Annotated in this window: 17 protein-coding genes; 3 read left to right on the top strand and 14 right to left on the bottom strand. The window is 60.8% G+C overall.

Going from position 1 to position 17,127, the window contains the following annotated elements:
• Position 1 precedes the first annotated feature (1 nt).
• From GA0061101_RS17120 to GA0061101_RS17105, 5 genes are all read right to left on the bottom strand, one after another.
• A complete protein-coding gene (locus tag GA0061101_RS17120; protein WP_037191649.1) occupies positions 2 to 580 on the bottom strand; it encodes a methyltransferase family protein in 579 nt (192 codons plus the stop codon).
• A complete protein-coding gene (locus GA0061101_RS17115; RefSeq protein ID WP_037191650.1) occupies positions 577 to 1,314 on the bottom strand; it encodes a glutathione S-transferase in 738 nt (245 codons plus the stop codon). Before GA0061101_RS17115 ends, GA0061101_RS17120 begins: the two co-directional genes overlap by 4 nt.
• Before the next feature lie 239 nt (positions 1,315 to 1,553).
• Entirely contained in the window at positions 1,554 to 1,868 is a 315-nt protein-coding gene (locus GA0061101_RS17110; protein ID WP_037191651.1) for a hypothetical protein, read from the bottom strand.
• A gap of 60 nt (positions 1,869 to 1,928) precedes the next feature.
• A complete protein-coding gene (locus GA0061101_RS39430) occupies positions 1,929 to 2,102 on the bottom strand; it encodes a hypothetical protein (protein ID WP_167669566.1) in 174 nt (57 codons plus the stop codon).
• A gap of 277 nt (positions 2,103 to 2,379) precedes the next feature.
• Positions 2,380 to 2,652: a DUF2934 domain-containing protein gene (locus tag GA0061101_RS17105; RefSeq protein WP_037192035.1), complete on the bottom strand. Its 273-nt coding sequence runs from the start codon at positions 2,650 to 2,652 to the stop codon at positions 2,380 to 2,382.
• Positions 2,653 to 3,001: 349 nt separating this feature from the next.
• Here GA0061101_RS17105 and GA0061101_RS17100 point away from each other — a divergent pair, with 349 nt between their 5' ends.
• The 3 genes from GA0061101_RS17100 to GA0061101_RS17090 all read left to right on the top strand — a co-directional run bounded on the left by GA0061101_RS17100 (position 3,002) and on the right by GA0061101_RS17090 (position 6,397).
• Positions 3,002 to 4,465, top strand: coding sequence for a phospholipase D-like domain-containing protein (locus tag GA0061101_RS17100; RefSeq protein ID WP_037191654.1), 1,464 nt, complete (start codon positions 3,002 to 3,004; stop codon positions 4,463 to 4,465).
• A 124-nt stretch (positions 4,466 to 4,589) separates the two neighbouring features.
• Positions 4,590 to 5,429 carry an endonuclease/exonuclease/phosphatase family protein gene (locus GA0061101_RS17095; RefSeq protein WP_037191656.1) on the top strand — a complete coding sequence of 280 codons (840 nt, stop codon included), beginning with the start codon at positions 4,590 to 4,592 and terminating at the stop codon, positions 5,427 to 5,429.
• Between the two features lie 170 nt (positions 5,430 to 5,599).
• Positions 5,600 to 6,397, top strand: a complete 798-nt coding sequence (locus tag GA0061101_RS17090) for an NAD-dependent epimerase/dehydratase family protein (RefSeq protein WP_037191658.1) — start codon at positions 5,600 to 5,602, stop codon at positions 6,395 to 6,397.
• 28 nt (positions 6,398 to 6,425) lie between these two features.
• On the opposite strand, the gene GA0061101_RS17085 is transcribed toward GA0061101_RS17090, so the two are convergent.
• The 9 genes from GA0061101_RS17085 to kdpB form a co-directional block, all read right to left on the bottom strand.
• Positions 6,426 to 7,472, bottom strand: a complete 1,047-nt coding sequence (locus GA0061101_RS17085) for a sulfate/molybdate ABC transporter ATP-binding protein (RefSeq protein ID WP_037191660.1) — start codon at positions 7,470 to 7,472, stop codon at positions 6,426 to 6,428.
• An 11-nt stretch (positions 7,473 to 7,483) separates the two neighbouring features.
• Positions 7,484 to 8,356, bottom strand: a complete 873-nt coding sequence (gene cysW, locus GA0061101_RS17080; protein ID WP_037191662.1) for a sulfate ABC transporter permease subunit CysW — start codon at positions 8,354 to 8,356, stop codon at positions 7,484 to 7,486.
• Positions 8,346 to 9,203 (bottom strand): sulfate ABC transporter permease subunit CysT, encoded by an 858-nt coding sequence (gene cysT / locus GA0061101_RS17075; RefSeq protein ID WP_037191664.1) that lies wholly within the window; start codon positions 9,201 to 9,203, stop codon positions 8,346 to 8,348. Before cysT ends, cysW begins: the two co-directional genes overlap by 11 nt.
• 6 nt (positions 9,204 to 9,209) lie before the next feature.
• The gene (locus GA0061101_RS17070; RefSeq protein ID WP_037191666.1) at positions 9,210 to 10,238 is read right to left on the bottom strand and encodes a sulfate ABC transporter substrate-binding protein; all 1,029 of its coding nucleotides are present in this window, start codon (positions 10,236 to 10,238) and stop codon (positions 9,210 to 9,212) included.
• A 161-nt stretch (positions 10,239 to 10,399) separates the two neighbouring features.
• Entirely contained in the window at positions 10,400 to 10,855 is a 456-nt protein-coding gene (locus GA0061101_RS17065) for a PTS sugar transporter subunit IIA (RefSeq protein ID WP_037191668.1), read from the bottom strand.
• 101 nt (positions 10,856 to 10,956) lie between these two features.
• Positions 10,957 to 11,649, bottom strand: a complete 693-nt coding sequence (locus GA0061101_RS17060; protein ID WP_037191670.1) for a response regulator — start codon at positions 11,647 to 11,649, stop codon at positions 10,957 to 10,959.
• Positions 11,646 to 14,357 (bottom strand): sensor histidine kinase, encoded by a 2,712-nt coding sequence (locus tag GA0061101_RS17055; RefSeq protein ID WP_037191672.1) that lies wholly within the window; start codon positions 14,355 to 14,357, stop codon positions 11,646 to 11,648. Before GA0061101_RS17055 ends, GA0061101_RS17060 begins: the two co-directional genes overlap by 4 nt.
• Before the next feature lie 59 nt (positions 14,358 to 14,416).
• Positions 14,417 to 15,022, bottom strand: a complete 606-nt coding sequence (locus GA0061101_RS17050; RefSeq protein WP_037191680.1) for a K(+)-transporting ATPase subunit C — start codon at positions 15,020 to 15,022, stop codon at positions 14,417 to 14,419.
• A gap of 11 nt (positions 15,023 to 15,033) precedes the next feature.
• Complete coding sequence (gene kdpB, locus GA0061101_RS17045; RefSeq protein WP_037191682.1) at positions 15,034 to 17,121, bottom strand: potassium-transporting ATPase subunit KdpB; 2,088 nt, start codon at positions 17,119 to 17,121, stop codon at positions 15,034 to 15,036.
• Positions 17,122 to 17,127 lie beyond the last annotated feature (6 nt).

Raw genomic sequence — 17,127 nt, 5'->3', positions numbered from 1 at the left:
ATCACACGACAAAGGGGATCAGTGCCGGCGTGCTGGCCTTGTAGTCGGCATAGTCGCGACCGAAGGTCTCGCTCATCCAGCGTTCCTCGATGCCGACACGGCGCAGAACGGCATAGAGCATGAAGGCGAATGCGAGCAACGCAGCAATATCGCCTCGAGCCAGCACTGCGCCGAGGATGGCCAGTATCAGGCCGGAATAGATCGGATGGCGGACGATGGCGTAGGGGCCGGTGCGGATCAGCGCGTGATCCTCCTTGACCGTGATCACCCCGCTCCAGTTACGGCCGATGTGATAGCGCGCCCAGACGGCGAAGCCGAGCCCGATGACGGTTAGCACCGCGCCGATGCCGTAATAGGTCAGATTTCGCGGGACGAGCCGGAGCGACAGGGGACCGAGCCAGGATGAAGGCACCACCAGCAGAAAGGCGCAGATCCAGATCGGGGCGGTATTCGACAGTCGCGACCATGGATCCTCGTGGCGCGTCGCCTTCTTGACACCGAACGATGCCACAAACCAGATCAATGCCCATATGCCCCAGCAGACTGGAAAGAATAACGTCAGCAGTCTTCCTTCGCTCACGCCTCGCTCCTGTCCAGCTCCGGATAGTGCCGGAAGATGCCATCCTCGTTGAAGGGAATACGACGGTCGGATTGAAGATAGCGAGCAATATTCGGCCGTTTCATGACAGCGGCGTGCAGAGCTGCAAGATGGGGATAGCGGTCCGCCAGATGCGCGGTGGCGCGCGGAAATGCGTAACGCAATCCCTCATAGACCTGAAATAGCGACAGATCGACATAGGTAAGCCCGTTGCCGAAAACATGCGCCGGCCCATGCGGGTTCTGCTGCAGGACGCGCTCGAAATAGCCAAGGTATTTTGGGATGCGATTGTCGATGAACTCAGCCGAGCGAGCCTTGGCCTCTTCCTTCTGCTCCTCATAATATTTCGAGGTGGCGATTGGGTGATGTGTGTCGTGCACTTCCGCGACGAGATCGGTGATCGTCAGTTGCAGAGAGTTCAGCTCATGACGCTGCGCTTCATCCCTGGGGGCAAGACCAAGTGTCGGCCCGAGATACATCAGGATGTTCGCCACATGGGAAATGATCAGATCGCCATCCTTCAAAAACGGCGGCGCGAACGGGATGCCAGGCTCGGACTTGCTGCCCATAATAGCCAACATGGCGCGTGTACCCTGCCCCTTGCTTGCCGGACCGCGGCAAATATCGACATAATCGGCGCCAGCCTCTTCCAGCGCCAGCCGCACGAATTCGCCGCGGCCCTGGATGCCGTCCCAGTAGTAAAGCTCATAAGGCATGCGGTTTCCCTCCCATGGGACCATCGATACACCGGCTCGTGCAGGAGTCTGGCCCTTTGGCTGATCTGCCTTCCCGGCCGACCGGCCGGTCCAGCTTCGACTCTCTCCATGCCGAATTTAGCATCGGCGCAACGGAACGGAAGGGCGGCCCCTGCGGCATTTGCACCGCCTATCAACGACCTTGACAGCAGGGCTTCAAGGGCGCCTCTATGGAAAAGCGAACCCCGCATGCCGGTTCTTTAAGAATGAGCGCGCTGTTCGTTGCGTTTGCGGGTTGCGGCCGCCTTCTTTGCGGATGCTGAACGCTCCGCAGCCGGACGTTTCGCGGCCGCACGTCCGCCGAGCTTGCCGCCCTTTTCCGACGATTCATGATTTTCAGGATGCCCCCGGCCCGAGCCGGATTTCTTGCCGCCACCGCTTTCCTTGTTCACGGTCGCCCACGCGCGGCGCTCGGCCTCATCCGCGGAAACGCCGCGATCTTCATAGCCTTCCTCGATATGCTCGGCCTTGCGCTTCTGCTTGTCGGTGTAGGCGGATTTGTCTCCTCGTGGCATGGTTCTTCTCCTCGTTGCGGATGAAAAACCAACCCATCATCACGGAAAAGGTTCCGTTGTCTAACCCGAGGAATCGTGGCTCGTCGGCGATAACCGTACCCGACGGCCATGCTGCGGCTCGGCGCGGTGCTTGGCCGAGGCAGGGAAGAAGACACCGACAGAGCGGTCGATGATCAGGATCAGCACGAGTGCCGCCAAAAGATAGAGGCTGGCGAGAACGAGCAGCGATGTCATCGCATCACCTCGGCACGATCCGCTGAGGATAAAGGACAGCGCGCCACGACGATCGTCGAAACGACGACTTTCAGATAAAGGATATAGCTATTGCACATCGCGAGGCTCCCTCCTCGCTCGTTAGCACCGATGTGTGACATCTGTTTCGCGCCGGCACGCAAACTGCCGAAATTGCTGCAGATATTTCTGCCGCCGCAGCGTTAAGAAGCAAACGGCCCGATGCTGAGCATCGAGCCGCTTTTGTCCCCGCCACATTCTTGAGAAGAGCACGCCTGCTCTATACCTTGGCTACCGCCGCCTTCTTCGATGTCAATTTCGCGGCAGGCTTGGGCGCAGGTTCACTTGCAACAGCAACCACGGCAACCGTCGGCTTGCGCTTCGCCTTGGATTTGGCGCTGATCTTGACATCCTTGCCGTCGCTTTTTTCGAGCGCGATGCGCTCGTTGCTCGCCTGTTCCCAATGCATGGTATCGCGACCGGAAGGATAGCCCTCCTCCTCCCAGATCGCGTATGCGCGTTTCTTGATCCATTCGTCCCGAGATTCCAACATCCGCTGTCCTCCGTTCGCATCATTGAACATGGTTGATGACCAATGCCCGTTCTGAAATGCGGGCTTCTTGCCTCCCCCGAGCAGCCAAGACACCATGGCCGTGACAACGCCATGGCACGTTTCCGCGAATCTCGGCACTCGAACCGCAGTGGCGCCTCGCACAAGAAACATGGGTACCGTGGGGGACGGTAGCGAAGCAGCCGAAGCACCATCAATATGAAGGCAGCAAGAATGCTGTTCAATTAAAAATATCTAATACGACGGGTTTTCGCACTGCTATCGGCCGGGCATAGCCGTTTGGCAGGACGGCCGAGATTGCAGCTTTCGCGGGTAAAGATATACTTGCGCCATGTTTGACCTTCTGGTTGCCCATTGGGGCCAAATTCTTGCCGTCCTGTCCATTGCCATGGGTGCGGCTGCCGCAATTCATGCGGCCATGACGAAAGAGGATGTGCGAGCGGCAATCGGCTGGGTCGGCGTCGTCATCCTGTCGCCGATCATCGGCGCATTGCTCTACATGTTCGCCGGCATCAACCGCATCCGTCGCGCTTCGCTGAGTTCGCAGCGCGACGCCCTCTTTCGCAAGGATGCGAGCGGCGACCTTGCCAGTTTCGACGCAGACGATGACCAGGTGCGGCGTAATTTCGGCGAACGCTTTGCCTCGATGAAGACGCTCGGCGACCGTGTCGCCCGCTACACGATGAGCACCGGCAATACGATCGAAATGCTGACGAGCGGCGATGCGGCCTATGCGGCGATGAAGGCCGCCATAGACGGCGCGGAACGCAGCATTCTCATGGAAACCTATATATTCGACCGCGACCCCATCGGCCTGCGCATGGCCGACGCGCTGATTGAAGCGGTCAAACGCGGCGTCAGCGTTCGCGTGCTGATCGACGCCGTCGGCGCCCGCTATTCCGTGCCGAGTATCATGGGCTATCTCAGCCAAGGAGGCGTCGACGTCGACGTCTTCAACGGCAACGTCATCATCGGGCTCAGATTGCCCTATGCCAATCTGCGCACCCACCGCAAGATCCTGAGCATCGACGGACGGATCGCCTTTACCGGCGGCATGAACATCCGGCAGGGCTTCACGCGCGAATTCGCCACCGACCATTGCGCCCGCGACATGCATTTCTGCGTGACGGGGCCTGCAGTCGCCGATCTCTTCAACACGGCGGCCGAGGACTGGCGCTTCACGACGGGCGAAGTCTTGAGTGGAAACGAGTGGCGGATTGCAGCGCCATCCAACGAGCCGGGAGCGCCGGTCTTCATGCGGGTTGTCACGTCCGGCCCCGATCGCAGCATCGAAACCAACCACAAGATGCTCATCGGCGCGCTTTCGGTCGCACGCAAGTCGATCCGCATCATGTCGCCCTATTTTCTGCCGGATCGGGAGCTCATCAGCGCGTTGGTGACGGCAGCACGGCGTGGTGTCGAAGTCGATATCATCGTGCCGACAGCCAACAATCTCGTGCTCGTGGACCGCGCCATGACGGCGCAGTTCGACCAGATGCTGAAGAGCTACTGCCGTATATGGCGTGCCGAAGGTCCGTTCAACCATTCCAAGCTTTTGGCGATCGACGGCACATGGGCCTATGTCGGCTCCTCCAATCTCGATCCCCGTTCGTTGCGGCTGAACTTCGAAGTGGATCTGGAGGTCATCGACCGCGGTTTTGCCGGCACGATCGACGCGCATATCGGCGCGATACTCGAAACGGCGCAACCGGTGGACCTCGAAAAGCTCCGGGCTCGGCCTTTTGTCGTCAGGCTGATCGAGAAGATCCTCTGGCTCGGCTCGCCCTATCTCTAATAAAGGCTCCTTCGGCCAATCTGCGTTCATCGCAGCCTTTTTACATGACAAGGCCGGTCTTCGCTTCCTATACTCATACCGATACGCCCGGCGTGGTCTGGTCAAGGGAACGGTCGACGGACATATGCGGAAAAAGAAAGAAAGTCTTCGTGCGAGCATCCTGGAAAGCCTGAAGAGCAGAAGCAAATCGAGCCCCAAGCAAGCCGGCAAACCTGCCCGTCCAGAAGGCACCCTGATCGCCTCCTACAATGTCCACAAATGCGTCGGCGCCGACCGGCGCTTCGATCCGGAGAGGACCAGCCGGGTCATCCATGAAATCGATGCCGACGTCATCGGCCTGCAGGAGGCCGATACGCGTTTTGGCGAACGCACGGGCCTGCTCGATCTGCGCAGGCTCGAACGCGAGACCGGGCTCATTCCCGTGCCGATCGCCGGCGTCACCAAGGCGCATGGCTGGCACGGCAATGTCGTGCTGTTCAAGCAGGGCACGGTGCGTGACGTGCATCAGATAAAGTTGCCCGGGCTGGAGCCGCGCGGCGCCTTGATTGCCGAGATAGAACTGGCGCGTGGCGGAAGCATCAGGATCATCGCCGCCCATCTCGGCCTGTTGCATCGCTCGCGTGCCCAGCAAACGCGCCTGATCGTCGAGCTGATGAATGACGGCGGCTCAATCCCGACAATCCTGCTTGGCGACCTCAATGAATGGCGGCTCGGCGACCGTTCGTCGCTCAGTACCTTCCAGGCCGCCTTTGGGCCATTGCCTCCGGCCGTGCCGAGCTTCCCCGCGGCGCTGCCGCTTCTGGCATTGGATCGCATCATGGCCAACCGGCGCGGCATGATCTCAGCGGTCGAAGTCCACGACTCGCCATTGGCGCGCGTCGCGTCCGATCATCTGCCCATCAAGGCCGTGATCAGTTTGGAAACATTGGACGGTGAAGCCCAGGCGCATACGCGCACTGCCTAGAGATCGCCGGCGTCGCGGCTTGCTTGATCAGACATTCCCGCCGAACGGCCTGATATAACACCAGATTCCGGACTTCCTCGCTTTTAAATAGGCGCTCCGCAGATATATGGTGACTGCCGAAAGACCATCTTATAACGTCCCCACCGACTAGACCGATCCGGGAGATAATCATGCTGAAAACTCTGCTGCTGACTGGCGCTGCCGGTGGCGTCGGCCAGGCGCTCAGGCCGCTTCTGTCGCAGATTGCCGAGACTGTCGTGCTGTCCGATCTCAAGCCCATAAACGACCTTCGCCCGAGCGAGCGCTTCGTTGCCTGCGATCTTGCCGACCGCAGCGGGGTCGAGGAATTGCTCAGGGGTGTCGACGGCATCATTCATCTCGGTGGGATTTCGCTTGAAAAGCCCTTCGACATGATCCTGCAGGGAAACATCGTCGGCCTCTACAATCTCTACGAGGCTGCCCGTGCTGCCGGCAGACCGCGCATCGTCTTTGCCAGTTCGAACCACACGATCGGCTTTTATCGCCGCGACGAGCGCATCGACAACACGGTGCCGACACGACCCGATTCATTGTACGGCGTTTCCAAGGTGTTCGGCGAGGCGGTGGCGAGCCTCTATTTCGACAAGTTCGGCCAGGAAACGCTGTCCGTGCGCATCGGCTCGTGCTTTCCCGAGCCGCGCAACACCCGCATGCTGGCAACCTGGTTCAGCGTCCGGGATTTTCTCTCCCTCTGCGGACGCGCCTTCGAAGCCCCCAGGCTCGGACATACGATCGTCTACGGCGTCTCCGACAATGACGAACAATGGTGGGATAACGGCAATGCCGCCTTCCTCGGCTGGAAACCGCAGGATAACGCCGCCCATTGGCGGGCCGAAATTCTCGCGAGGACACCCGAGGAAGATCCGAACGATCCGGCCGTCATCTTTCAGGGCGGTGGCTTTGCTTCAGCCGCTCACCCCGAAGACTGAGGCGCAGTTATAAGCACGGCGATCGATTTCAGCTGCCGTTGCGAAACAGCTTCCAGCGGGTCGGCCTGAATGCGATGCGGTTGCGGTCGAGAGCATCCGCCTTGTTCGGCGGCAGCTCGATCTCGATAGGATCGTGGCTGGCGCCGATATTGATTTCGAGATGGCGCGTGCCGGCGACACGCCTGCTTCCAACGAGCAAGCCGGCGATCGCACCACCATCGCCTTCATGAAGCTCGATGTCGTGCGGACGGAAATAGAGATAGGCCTCGCCATCCGGCTCATGCGGCGTACTCAAACCGAGCGGCCTGTCCTCGAACCATATCTCGCCGCTGGTGATGCGCACCTTGACGCGGTTGGATTGACCGATGAAGCCATAAACGAACGGGGAATTCGGCGTATCGTAGATCTCGTCCGGTGTGCCGACCTGCTCGATCGCGCCCTTGTTGAGAACCACGACCCGATCGGCAAGCTCCAGCGCCTCTTCCTGGTCGTGGGTCACGAAAACCGTCGTATGACCGGTGCGATCGTGAATTTCCCTGAGCCACTTACGCAAGTCCTTGCGCACCTGCGCGTCCAGGGCGCCGAAAGGCTCGTCCAGAAGCAGCACGTTCGGCTCGACCGCCATGGCGCGCGCCAGAGCCACGCGCTGGCGCTGGCCGCCCGAAAGCTGCGCCGGATAACGCTTCTCCAGGCCGTTGAGCTGCACCAGTTCCAACAGTTCCGTAGCGCGCCGATGAATTTCGGCACGTGGCGGGCGACGCGATGCAGAGCGGACCTTGAGGCCGAATGAAATGTTCTCCAGCACGGTCATATGCCGAAACAGCGCATAATGCTGGAACACGAAGCCGATATTGCGCTGCTGCACGGTCTTTCGCGAAGCATCCTCTTCGCCAAAGAAAATCCGACCTTCCGTCGGCGTCTCCAGCCCGGCGATCAGCCGCAGAAGCGTTGTCTTGCCGGAGCCGGACGGCCCGAGAAGCGCAATCAGTTCGCTCGAACGAATATCCAGGGAGACGTCATGCAATGCGGGAAAGCGACCGAATTCCTTGCGCAGATTTTGAACGCGAACTTCCATCAAAAATTCCTTCAGTGACGCCGGCTGGCTGCGATCTCTTCGCTATAGCGCATTTCCAGCAACGTCTTCAGTATAAGTGTGACAAGGGCAAGCATGGCCAGCAGCGTGGCAACGGCAAACGCTCCCGAGAAATTATAGTCGTTATAAAGGATCTCGACCTGCAGCGGCATGGTGTTGGTTTCACCGCGGATATGACCGGAGACGACCGAGACGGCGCCGAATTCACCCATGGCACGGGCGTTGCAGAGCAGAACGCCGTAAAGCAGACCCCATTTTATGTTCGGCAGCGTGACGTACCAGAAGGTCTGCCAGCCATTGGCCCCGAGCGAGAGGGCCGCCTCCTCGTCCGCGTTCCCTTGCTCCTGCATCAGCGGGATCAATTCGCGCGCGACGAAGGGGAAAGTCACGAACATCGTCGCCAGGACGAGACCGGGAACAGCAAACAGGATCTGGATACCGTGGCTCTGCAGCCAGGGACCGAGTGTGCTGTTGGAACTGAACAGCAACACGAACACCAGACCGGATATGACCGGCGAGACGGAGAAAGGCAGATCGATCAGGGTCGTCAGGAATGCCTTGCCCTTGAACTCGAACTTGGCGATCGCCCAGGCTGCCGCGACGCCGCAGACAAGATTAAGCGGCACGCTGATGCCGGCAACGATCAATGTCAGCTTGATTGCGGCAAAAGTCTCGTCGTCGACCAGGGCATCGAAAAATGCCTCTATGCCCTTGCGGAAGGCCTCAACGAAGACGGCCGCCAGAGGCAGCAGCACCATCAGCGTCAGAAAGACGAGCGAGATCACCACGAAAATAATGCGCGCGACCCGGCTTTCGGTAATGACGGGATGCTCTACACCGGAGGCGGCGGAAAGATCATGTGCCATAGCCGTACCTCCCCCTGCTCCAGGCCTGAATGAGATTGATGATCAAAAGCATGGTGAAGGAGATGAACAACATCACCGTCGCGATCGCCGTTGCCGCCGCGTAATTATATTCCTCGAGGCGGATGACGATAAGCAAAGGCGCAATTTCCGAGACATACGGCTTGTTGCCGGCGATAAAGATGACCGATCCGTATTCGCCGGCAGCGCGCGCAAAAGCCAACGCAAAACCGGTTAGCGCGGCAGGCGCCAGTCCCGGCAACAAAACCCGGGTGATCGTCTGGAAACGGGTCGCTCCCAAGGTCGCGGCCGCCTCTTCGACTTCGCGGTCGATTTCCTCCATGACCGGTTGGGCGGTGCGTACCACGAAGGGCAGGCCGACGAAAATCAGCGCGATGACGATGCCGACCGGAGTGAAGGCGATCTTGATGCCGAGCGGCGTCAGAAACTGTCCGATCCAGCCGGTCGGTGCATAAAGCGTCGTCAGCGCGATACCGGCAACCGCTGTCGGCAGCGCGAATGGCAGATCGACCATGGCGTCGATGATGCGCTTGCCGGGAAAACGGTAACGCACCAACACCCAGGCCAGAATGAGCCCGAGAACTGCATTGACGAGCGCCGCGATGAAGGCACCGCCAAAGCTCATGCGCAGCGCGTAAAGCGTGCGCAGATCAAGAGCCAAGGCCCAGAATTTCTCCCAGCCAAGAGAGCTGCTCTTCCACAGCAGTCCCGACAGCGGGATGAGAACGATAAAGATGAGCCAAGCCAAGGTAACGCCGAGCGCCAATCCGAAGCCCGGAATGACACTCGGCTGCCGAAACCGCCACCGTTTGCGGGTTATGGAATGCATTCAGACTTATTTTCCCGGCTTGTAGACCTGATCGAAGACGCCACCGTCGTCGAAGAACTTCGGCTGAGCTTTAGCCCATCCACCGAAATCGTCAATCGTTGCGAGCTTCAAAGCCGGGAAACGGGCGACATCCTTGGGATCGGCCGCTGCCGGCTTGATCGGCCGATAATAATGCTTGGCGGCGATCTTCTGACCATCATCCGAGTAGAGATAGTTCAGATAGGCTTCCGCGATCTTGCGGGTCCCCTTGGCGTCGACATTGCCGTCGACGACTGCGACCGGCGGATCAGCCCGGATCGAGAAAGACGGGGTCACGACCTCGAATTTATCAGGACCGAGTTCGTCGATCGAGAGGTAGGCTTCGTTTTCCCAGGCAAGCAGGACATCGCCGAGGCCGCGCTGGACGAAGGTCGTCGTTGCGCCGCGCGCACCGGTATCGAGAACCGGTACATGCTTGAGAAGTTGCGTGAGATACTCTTGCGCCTTTGCGTCGTCGCCGCCATTGGCGTGCTTGGCCCATGCCCATGCCGCCAGAATATTCCAGCGCGCGCCACCCGATGTCTTCGGGTTCGGCGTGATGACCTCGACACCATCCTTGACCAGATCCGACCAGTCCTTGATGCCCTTCGGATTGCCCTTGCGCACCAGGAAGACGATGGTCGAGGTATAGGGAACGGAATTGTTCGGGAACTTGGTTTTCCAGTCCGCGGGGATCTTATGCGTCGCCTTGGCGATCGCATCGATATCGCCCTCGAGCGCCAGGGTGACGACATCTGCATCGAGACCGTCGATGACCGAGCGGGCCTGCGCGCCGGAACCACCGTGCGAAGCCTTGATATTGATGGTCTCGCCGGTATCCTTCTTCCACTTCGCCGCGAAGACGGCGTTGAAATCCTTATATAACTCGCGCGTCGGATCGTAGGACACATTCAGAAGCGTCTTGTCCGCAGCCCATGTCGGCGCAACCGCCGCAATCGAGAAACTGCCGATCAGAACTGCGGTGGCGAGCAGCCGGGAAAGCTTTATCGTCTGCATGGATGGACCCCCTTCGTTTGTCCCTAAACCCTATCAACTTGGTCGTATAAAGTAACGAAGACCGTTCCCGTTTTGGGGAATTCCAGAGAACAGCATCCCATAGAATCTAGAAAAGTGAAATCACATTCCCGCTTGGCTACAACACTCCACAATCACTGGTATCAGGCGACGGAGTCGGACATGAAAACGGAATAAAGTTCGTCGGCGCTTTTTGCCTGCCGCATTGCCGTCAGAACGCCCTCCGTCCTCAGTCTCCTCGCAATCGCGGAAAGCACGTTCAGATAGTCGCTACGCCCCCCTTCCCCGAAAAGCAGCACAAAGGCCCATTCGGTCGGGATATCGTCGATAGCTTCGAAATCCACGGGATGAGAGAAGCGGACCAGCAGGCCACGCGGCCTGGTCATGCCGGCGATCGCGGCGTGCGGAACCGCTACGCCATTGCCGATACCGGTTGTTCCAAGCCTCTCGCGCGTTTCCAGCGCCCGCAGGACCGTCGCTTCATCCAGGCCAAAACAGCTGGCCGCCTTCGACGACAGCATCTGCAGCGCCCGCCATTTGGTCGGGGCCGACATTCCGATGAAGACATGCTCGGGCAGGATGATGGTGGAAAGGGCCATGGTCGCTCTTGAGGGTCGGACAATCGATAATGCTGGCATGATACTCATCGCGACACCCGTTTGGATGGGAGCGCCTCATCACAGGAACCGAATCCTTCGCCTCACTCCGGTTCGCGTAGGCGGTAGCCGACGCCGGTCTCGGTCGTGATATAGTGGGGCTGATCGGGAATCTGCTCGATCTTCTGCCTGAGCTGGCGGACATAGACGCGCAGATATTGCACATCCGCCGCCGGCCCCCAGATCTGCTTCAACAGGAACTGGTGGGTCAGCACCTTGCCGGCATGCTGGGCGAGCACACGCAGAATATCGTATTCCTTCGGCGACAGCTTGATCTCCTTGCCCTCGACCTTGACGATGCGCTTGACGAGATCGATCGAAAGGCCGCCGGTCTGGAAGATCGCCTTTTCGCCCTGCTGCTGCAGCCGGTGGCGCAGCGCGACGCGAATGCGCGCCGCAAGCTCGTTGACGCCGAAGGGCTTGGTGACGTAGTCGTCCGCCCCGCTTTCCAATGCCTTGACGATGCCTGCCTCATCCGTGCGGCTCGACAGAATGACGACCGGAATCTGCATGCCATCCTCACGCCATCCGATCAGCAGATCCTGGCCGGACTTGTCGGGCAGTCCGAGATCGAGCACGATCAGGTCAGGCCGGTCCTCGTCGACGGAGGCCTGGGCTGCGGCGGCATTGTGCGCCTCATTGACGGTGTAGCCCTGGGCACCGAGACCGACGCGCAGCAACTTGCGGATCGGCGGCTCGTCGTCGACAACGAGAATCTTGACGGCAGTCGTGTTCATTTCAATTCATCCAGCTTCGGGATATCCGTTGGTCTTGGCAGGCGGATGGTGAAGACCGCCCCCTGACGATCCGTTCTGTTGCCGGCGGCAATGGTGCCGCCCATGGCCTCGATGAAGCCGCGGCAGATGGAAAGGCCAAGACCGGTGCCGGCCCGCACCTGATCGCCCTTGCGCACGCGGTAGAAAGTATCGAAGACGCGCTCGAGATCAGCGGGTGGGATGCCAGGACCCTCGTCCATGACCCTGAAAACGATGTTGTCGATGTCGGCCCATGCCTCCAGGCGGATAGCCGAGGTCTCAGGCGCATATTTGGCGGCATTGTCGAGCAGATTGAACAGCACCTGCTCGAACAACACGGGATCGACCCGCACCATCGGCAGGTCGACCGGCATCTGCGCCTCGACGCGATGGCGGCCCAGTATCTTCGCTGCGCGCCGAAGGGCGCTGCCGACGATATCGCCGGCATAGTGCAGGGCATAGTTCGGCTCCATCGCGCCGGACTCGATTTTCGTCATGTCGAGCAGATTGGCAATGAAGCGGTTCAGCCGTTCGGATTCATCGATGACAGTCGCCAGTAGATCGACGCGATCCTCATGCGGCAGCGTCTCCAGATAATCGCGCAGCGTTCCGGCAGCGCCCAGGATGGCGGCAAGCGGCGTCTTCAGGTCATGGGAAATCGACGTCAGCAGCGCCGAGCGCAGCCGGTCTGCCTCGACGGCGAGCTTTGCCCGGTCGACGTCCGCCACCAACTGCACGCGCTCGATGGCAAGCGCCGCCTGATCGGCCAGGGCATCGAGAAGCCGCTGCTGTTCCGGCGTCAGCAGCGGCCCGTCGCGGCGATCGCTGTCGAGACCGATGACGCCGACAGCGGTGCGGCCCGTGCGCAGCGGAACGTATAGACGTTTGGCGCCGGGCAAGGTGTCGGCGCCGCGACCGGCCGCATGATTATGCTCCCAGGCCCAACGCGCCGCGGCGATGTCGGCGTCGTCGAGCGTATCGTCTGGCGGATAGCCGGCTTTGACCGCGATCGTGCCGCTCTCGGGCAAAAGCAGCACGACCCGCAGCTTCAGCATCGAGGCCAGCTGGAAAGCCGTCGCCCACAATACGTCATCAAGCGTGCCGGTGCCGGCGAGCTTCTTGGAGAACAGGTAAAGATCTTCCGTCGTTCGCGCCCGCTGGCGCGCGGCGGCTGCTTGGCGCTGCACGGTCGCCGTCAGATTGCTGGCGATGACCGCGACGCCGAGGAAGAAGAAGAAGGCGAGCACGCTTTCCGGATCGCTGATCGTCAGCGTGTAGCGCGGCGGCAGGAAGAAGAAATTGAAGGCGAGTGCGCCGAGGATGCAAGAATAAAGCGCCGGACGCAGCCCTTGCGTCACCGCGGTCGCCAGCACCGCCATCAGAAAGACGAGTGCCAGATTGCGGACGTCCAGCACCTGATCGAGGATGACGCAGAAACCAAGCGCGACGGCGACATAGAGCGTTGCCAGCACATAGCCGCGCAACTGGAAGGGGGTAGGAGCAGGCGCTGACCGGACGCCGCGGCTCGCGGCCTGGGCATCCGCGTCGTTGCCGGAAATGACATGGACACTAATCTCGCCGGCCTTGCGGATCAGGTCATAGGAAACCGAGCGGCGCGACCAATCACGCCAGGACCCCAGTTTCGGCGAGCCGATGACGATATGGGTGACGTTGTTGCTGGCGGAATGACGGATCAGTTCCTCGGCGACCTCCCGTCCAGGAATGGTGATGGCCTCGCCACCGAGCTGTTCGGCCAGTCGCAGCGTTGCGGCGATCGTGTCGCGCTGCGGCTCCGTCAGGCTGATCGAGCGGTTGGTTTCGACATAGACAGCAGCCCAGGGCGCGCGCAGGCGGGAGGCCATGCGCGCGGCATAGCGCACCAGCGACGCCGAGCGTGGGTGATGATCGATGGACACCAGCACGCGCTCGCCTGCAGCCCAAGGGCCCGAAATCGCATGCGCCTGCATATGGGTGAGCAGCTGATCGTCGACGCGTTGCGCCGTGCGCCTGAGCGCCAGCTCGCGCAGCGCCGTCAGATTGCCGGGTGTGAAATAGTTGGTCAGCGCCCGCTCGGCCGTATTCGACACGTAGACCTTGCCATCATGCAGGCGTTTGATCAGGTCATCGGGCGTCAGGTCGATGATCTCGACATCGTCGGCCAGATCGATGATCGAATCCGGTACGGTCTCGCGCACACGGACACGGGTGATCTGGGAAACAACATCATTCAGGCTTTCGACATGCTGGATATTCAACGTCGTATAGACGTCGATGCCACGGTCCAGGAGTTCCTTGACATCGAGATAGCGTTTCGGATGGCGGCTGCCCTGCGCATTGGTATGGGCAAGCTCGTCGACCAGCACCAGCTGCGGCCGGCGCTTCAGAATGGCGTCGAGATCCATTTCCTCGAGTGCCCGCCCCTTGTAGTCGACCTTGACACGCGGGATGATTTCGAAGCCCTCGATCAGTGCCTGCGTCTCGCGTCGGCCATGGGTTTCGACGACGCCGACAACCACATCCACGCCATCGGCGATCTTCGCCTTGCCGGAGATCAGCATCTCATAGGTCTTGCCCACGCCCGGCGCCGCACCCAGAAAGATTTTCAGCCGACCGCGTGCCTCGGCCCGCGCCTTTTCAAGAAGCGCATCGGGCGAAGGCCTGCTCAGTGTGTCGCGGCTGTCATCTGCCATATGCGGATCGTCTTTCCTGACGAGGTTGAGACGGCAGCCGCCGTCTCAACCTGCTCAACTTATTGATTCATAGAAGCATCGAGCGCGCGGTTCAATGCCAGGACGTTGACGACTGGCTCACCGAGAACACCGAGCTCGCGCCCCTCGACTGCGGCGTCGACGATCGTGCGGAGCTTTGCCTCATCCATGTTGCGAGCCTTGGCGACGCGCGGGATCTGGAAGTAGGCGTCATCAGGCGAGATATCCGGATCGAGACCGCTGCCGGAGGTGGTCACCAGATCCATCGGAACCGGCATGTTCGGGTTCTGCGCCTGCAAGGTCGCTACGTCGCCCTTGATGCGGGTGATCAGGCTCGCACTGGTCGGGCCGAGATTGGAGCCCATGGAATTGACGGCGTTGTAGGGTGCGGCAACTGTTTTGGTTGCATCGTTCGGGTCTGCACCGGTTGTCGCCGACGGGCGGCCATGGAAGTAGCGGTCACTGGTGAAGCTCTGGCCGATGAGGGCCGAGCCGATCACCTTGCCGTCCTTCTCCACCAGGCTGCCGTTGGCCTGGTTGGGGAAGAGCGCCTGGGCGGCGCCCGTCATGGCGATCGGATAGAGAAGGCCTGTCACGGCGGTGGTGACCACGATCATGACGATGGCCGGTCTGATTTGATTCAGCATGGAAAAGCTCCTTAAACGAGGCCCATGGCGGTAATCGCCATGTCGATGGCCTTGATGCCGATGAAGGGAACGATGATACCGCCAGCGCCGTAGATCAGCAGGTTACGGCTGAGCAGCGCACCGGCGCCGATCGGGCGATAGCGAACACCCTTCAGCGACAGCGGGATCAGCGCAACGATGATCAAGGCATTGAAGATAATGGCCGAAAGAATGGCGCTTTGCGGCGTCGCCAGCCCCATGATGTTCAGCGCCTTCAGCTGCGGATAGAAGGCGATGAACATCGCCGGAATGATGGCGAAGTACTTCGCGATATCGTTGGCGATCGAGAAGGTGGTGAGCGCGCCGCGGGTCATCAGCAATTGCTTGCCGATTTCGACGATCTCGATCAGCTTCGTCGGATCGCTGTCGAGGTCGACCATGTTGCCGGCTTCGCGTGCAGCGACTGTGCCGGTGTTCATGGCGACACCGACGTCGGCCTGGGCAAGTGCCGGGGCGTCGTTCGTGCCGTCGCCGCACATGGCGACGAGCTTGCCCTTGGCTTGCTCTTCGCGCATCAACGCCAGCTTCATTTCCGGCGTCGCCTGGGCGAGGAAGTCATCCACGCCGGCTTCCGCGGCGATGGCGGCCGCCGTCAGCGGATTGTCGCCCGTGATCATCACGGTGCGGATACCCATGCGGCGCAATTCTGCAAAGCGCTCGCGGATGCCGCCCTTGATGATATCCTTGAGGTGAATGACGCCAAGGAGACGACCATCGCGGGCAACCGCCAGCGGCGTGCCGCCGGCCTTGGCGATCTCGTCGGCGATCGACTGCAGCTCACGGAGCGTCTCGCTGGTAGTGCGCGAGATCACTGCGGTGCCATCGCTGCCGCCATTGGCAGCACCATCCACATAGGCAAGCACCGCATCGACCGCACCCTTGCGGATCGACGAACCTTCGAGGTCGACACCGCTCATGCGCGTCTGGGCCGTGAAGGGCACGAAGGTTGCCTTCAGGCTCGTCATATCACGGCCACGGATCGCATACTTCTCCTTGGCGAGCACGACGATGGAGCGTCCCTCAGGCGTTTCGTCGGCAAGCGAGGCGAGCTGCGCCGCGTCGGCCAGATCCTGTTCACTCACACCCCGAACCGGGCGAAAGGCGGTTGCCTGGCGGTTGCCGAGCGTGATCGTACCTGTTTTGTCGAGCAGCAGCGTGTCGACGTCGCCGGCAGCCTCGACGGCGCGGCCGGACATGGCGAGCACGTTGAAGCGCACCAGGCGGTCCATGCCGGCGATACCGATGGCCGACAGCAGCGCGCCGATGGTGGTCGGGATCAGCGTCACGAACAGGGCGACGAGCACGACCGTCTGGATGGAGCCGCCGGCATAGGCCGCAAAGCTCGGGATCGTCACCGTGGCAAGCACGAAGATCAGTGTCATGCCGGCGAGCAGGATGTTGAGCGCGATCTCGTTCGGCGTTTTCTGCCGTTCGGCGCCTTCTACGAGTGCGATCATGCGGTCGATGAAGGTCGAGCCTGCTGCTGCCGTGATGCGCACGCGGATCTCGTCCGACAGCACTTGCGTGCCGCCTGTCACCGCGGAACGGTCACCGCCGGATTCGCGGATCACCGGCGCCGACTCACCAGTGATCGCCGCCTCGTTGACCGAGGCCACGCCTTCGATGACTTCGCCGTCCGATGGGATGATGTCGCCTGCTTCGACGAGCACAACGTCACCGACTTTCAGGCTGGTGCCCGGCACCATCTTGTAGTCGGAGCGGCTGTTGCCGGCCAGAAGCTTTGCCTGGGTTTCGGTGCGCGATTTGCGCAGCGAATCCGCCTGCGCCTTGCCGCGGCCTTCGGCGACGGCCTCGGCGAAGTTGGCAAACAACACCGTGAACCACAGCCAGATATTGATCTGCAGGGAGAAGGCGAGATTGTCGCCGCCGGTGAGGAGGTCGCGCAGAAAGAGAACGGTCGTCAATGCCGAAACGACCGCGACCACGAACATGACGGGGTTCTTGGCAAGCGTGCGCGGGTTCAGCTTCTTGAAAGCAGCGCCGACCGCCGGAACGAGGATGCGAGAATCCAGAATACTCGCTGATTTTAACTGGCTCATAAGAGG

This window comes from Martinezella lusitana (genome assembly GCF_900094565.1).
Taxonomy (GTDB): domain Bacteria; phylum Pseudomonadota; class Alphaproteobacteria; order Rhizobiales; family Rhizobiaceae; genus Rhizobium; species Rhizobium lusitanum.
The sequence above is the reverse complement of the archived record's forward strand: the minus strand, read 5'-3'. Positions and strand labels throughout refer to the sequence as shown.

Coding starts and splice junctions, on each gene's coding strand:
- GA0061101_RS17060 (WP_037191670.1), bottom strand. CDS start 11,649: ATGAACACGACTGCCGTCAAGATTCTCGTTGTCGACGACGAGCCGCCG.
- GA0061101_RS17085 (WP_037191660.1), bottom strand. CDS start 7,472: ATGGAAGTTCGCGTTCAAAATCTGCGCAAGGAATTCGGTCGCTTTCCC.
- kdpB (WP_037191682.1), bottom strand. CDS start 17,121: ATGAGCCAGTTAAAATCAGCGAGTATTCTGGATTCTCGCATCCTCGTT.
- GA0061101_RS17090 (WP_037191658.1), top strand. CDS start 5,600: ATGCTGAAAACTCTGCTGCTGACTGGCGCTGCCGGTGGCGTCGGCCAG.
- GA0061101_RS17100 (WP_037191654.1), top strand. CDS start 3,002: ATGTTTGACCTTCTGGTTGCCCATTGGGGCCAAATTCTTGCCGTCCTG.
- GA0061101_RS17070 (WP_037191666.1), bottom strand. CDS start 10,238: ATGCAGACGATAAAGCTTTCCCGGCTGCTCGCCACCGCAGTTCTGATC.
- GA0061101_RS17095 (WP_037191656.1), top strand. CDS start 4,590: ATGCGGAAAAAGAAAGAAAGTCTTCGTGCGAGCATCCTGGAAAGCCTG.
- GA0061101_RS17105 (WP_037192035.1), bottom strand. CDS start 2,652: ATGTTGGAATCTCGGGACGAATGGATCAAGAAACGCGCATACGCGATC.
- cysW (WP_037191662.1), bottom strand. CDS start 8,356: ATGGCACATGATCTTTCCGCCGCCTCCGGTGTAGAGCATCCCGTCATT.
- GA0061101_RS17050 (WP_037191680.1), bottom strand. CDS start 15,022: ATGCTGAATCAAATCAGACCGGCCATCGTCATGATCGTGGTCACCACC.
- GA0061101_RS17055 (WP_037191672.1), bottom strand. CDS start 14,357: ATGGCAGATGACAGCCGCGACACACTGAGCAGGCCTTCGCCCGATGCG.
- GA0061101_RS17110 (WP_037191651.1), bottom strand. CDS start 1,868: ATGCCACGAGGAGACAAATCCGCCTACACCGACAAGCAGAAGCGCAAG.
- GA0061101_RS17065 (WP_037191668.1), bottom strand. CDS start 10,855: ATGGCCCTTTCCACCATCATCCTGCCCGAGCATGTCTTCATCGGAATG.
- GA0061101_RS17115 (WP_037191650.1), bottom strand. CDS start 1,314: ATGCCTTATGAGCTTTACTACTGGGACGGCATCCAGGGCCGCGGCGAA.
- GA0061101_RS39430 (WP_167669566.1), bottom strand. CDS start 2,102: ATGACATCGCTGCTCGTTCTCGCCAGCCTCTATCTTTTGGCGGCACTC.
- cysT (WP_037191664.1), bottom strand. CDS start 9,203: ATGCATTCCATAACCCGCAAACGGTGGCGGTTTCGGCAGCCGAGTGTC.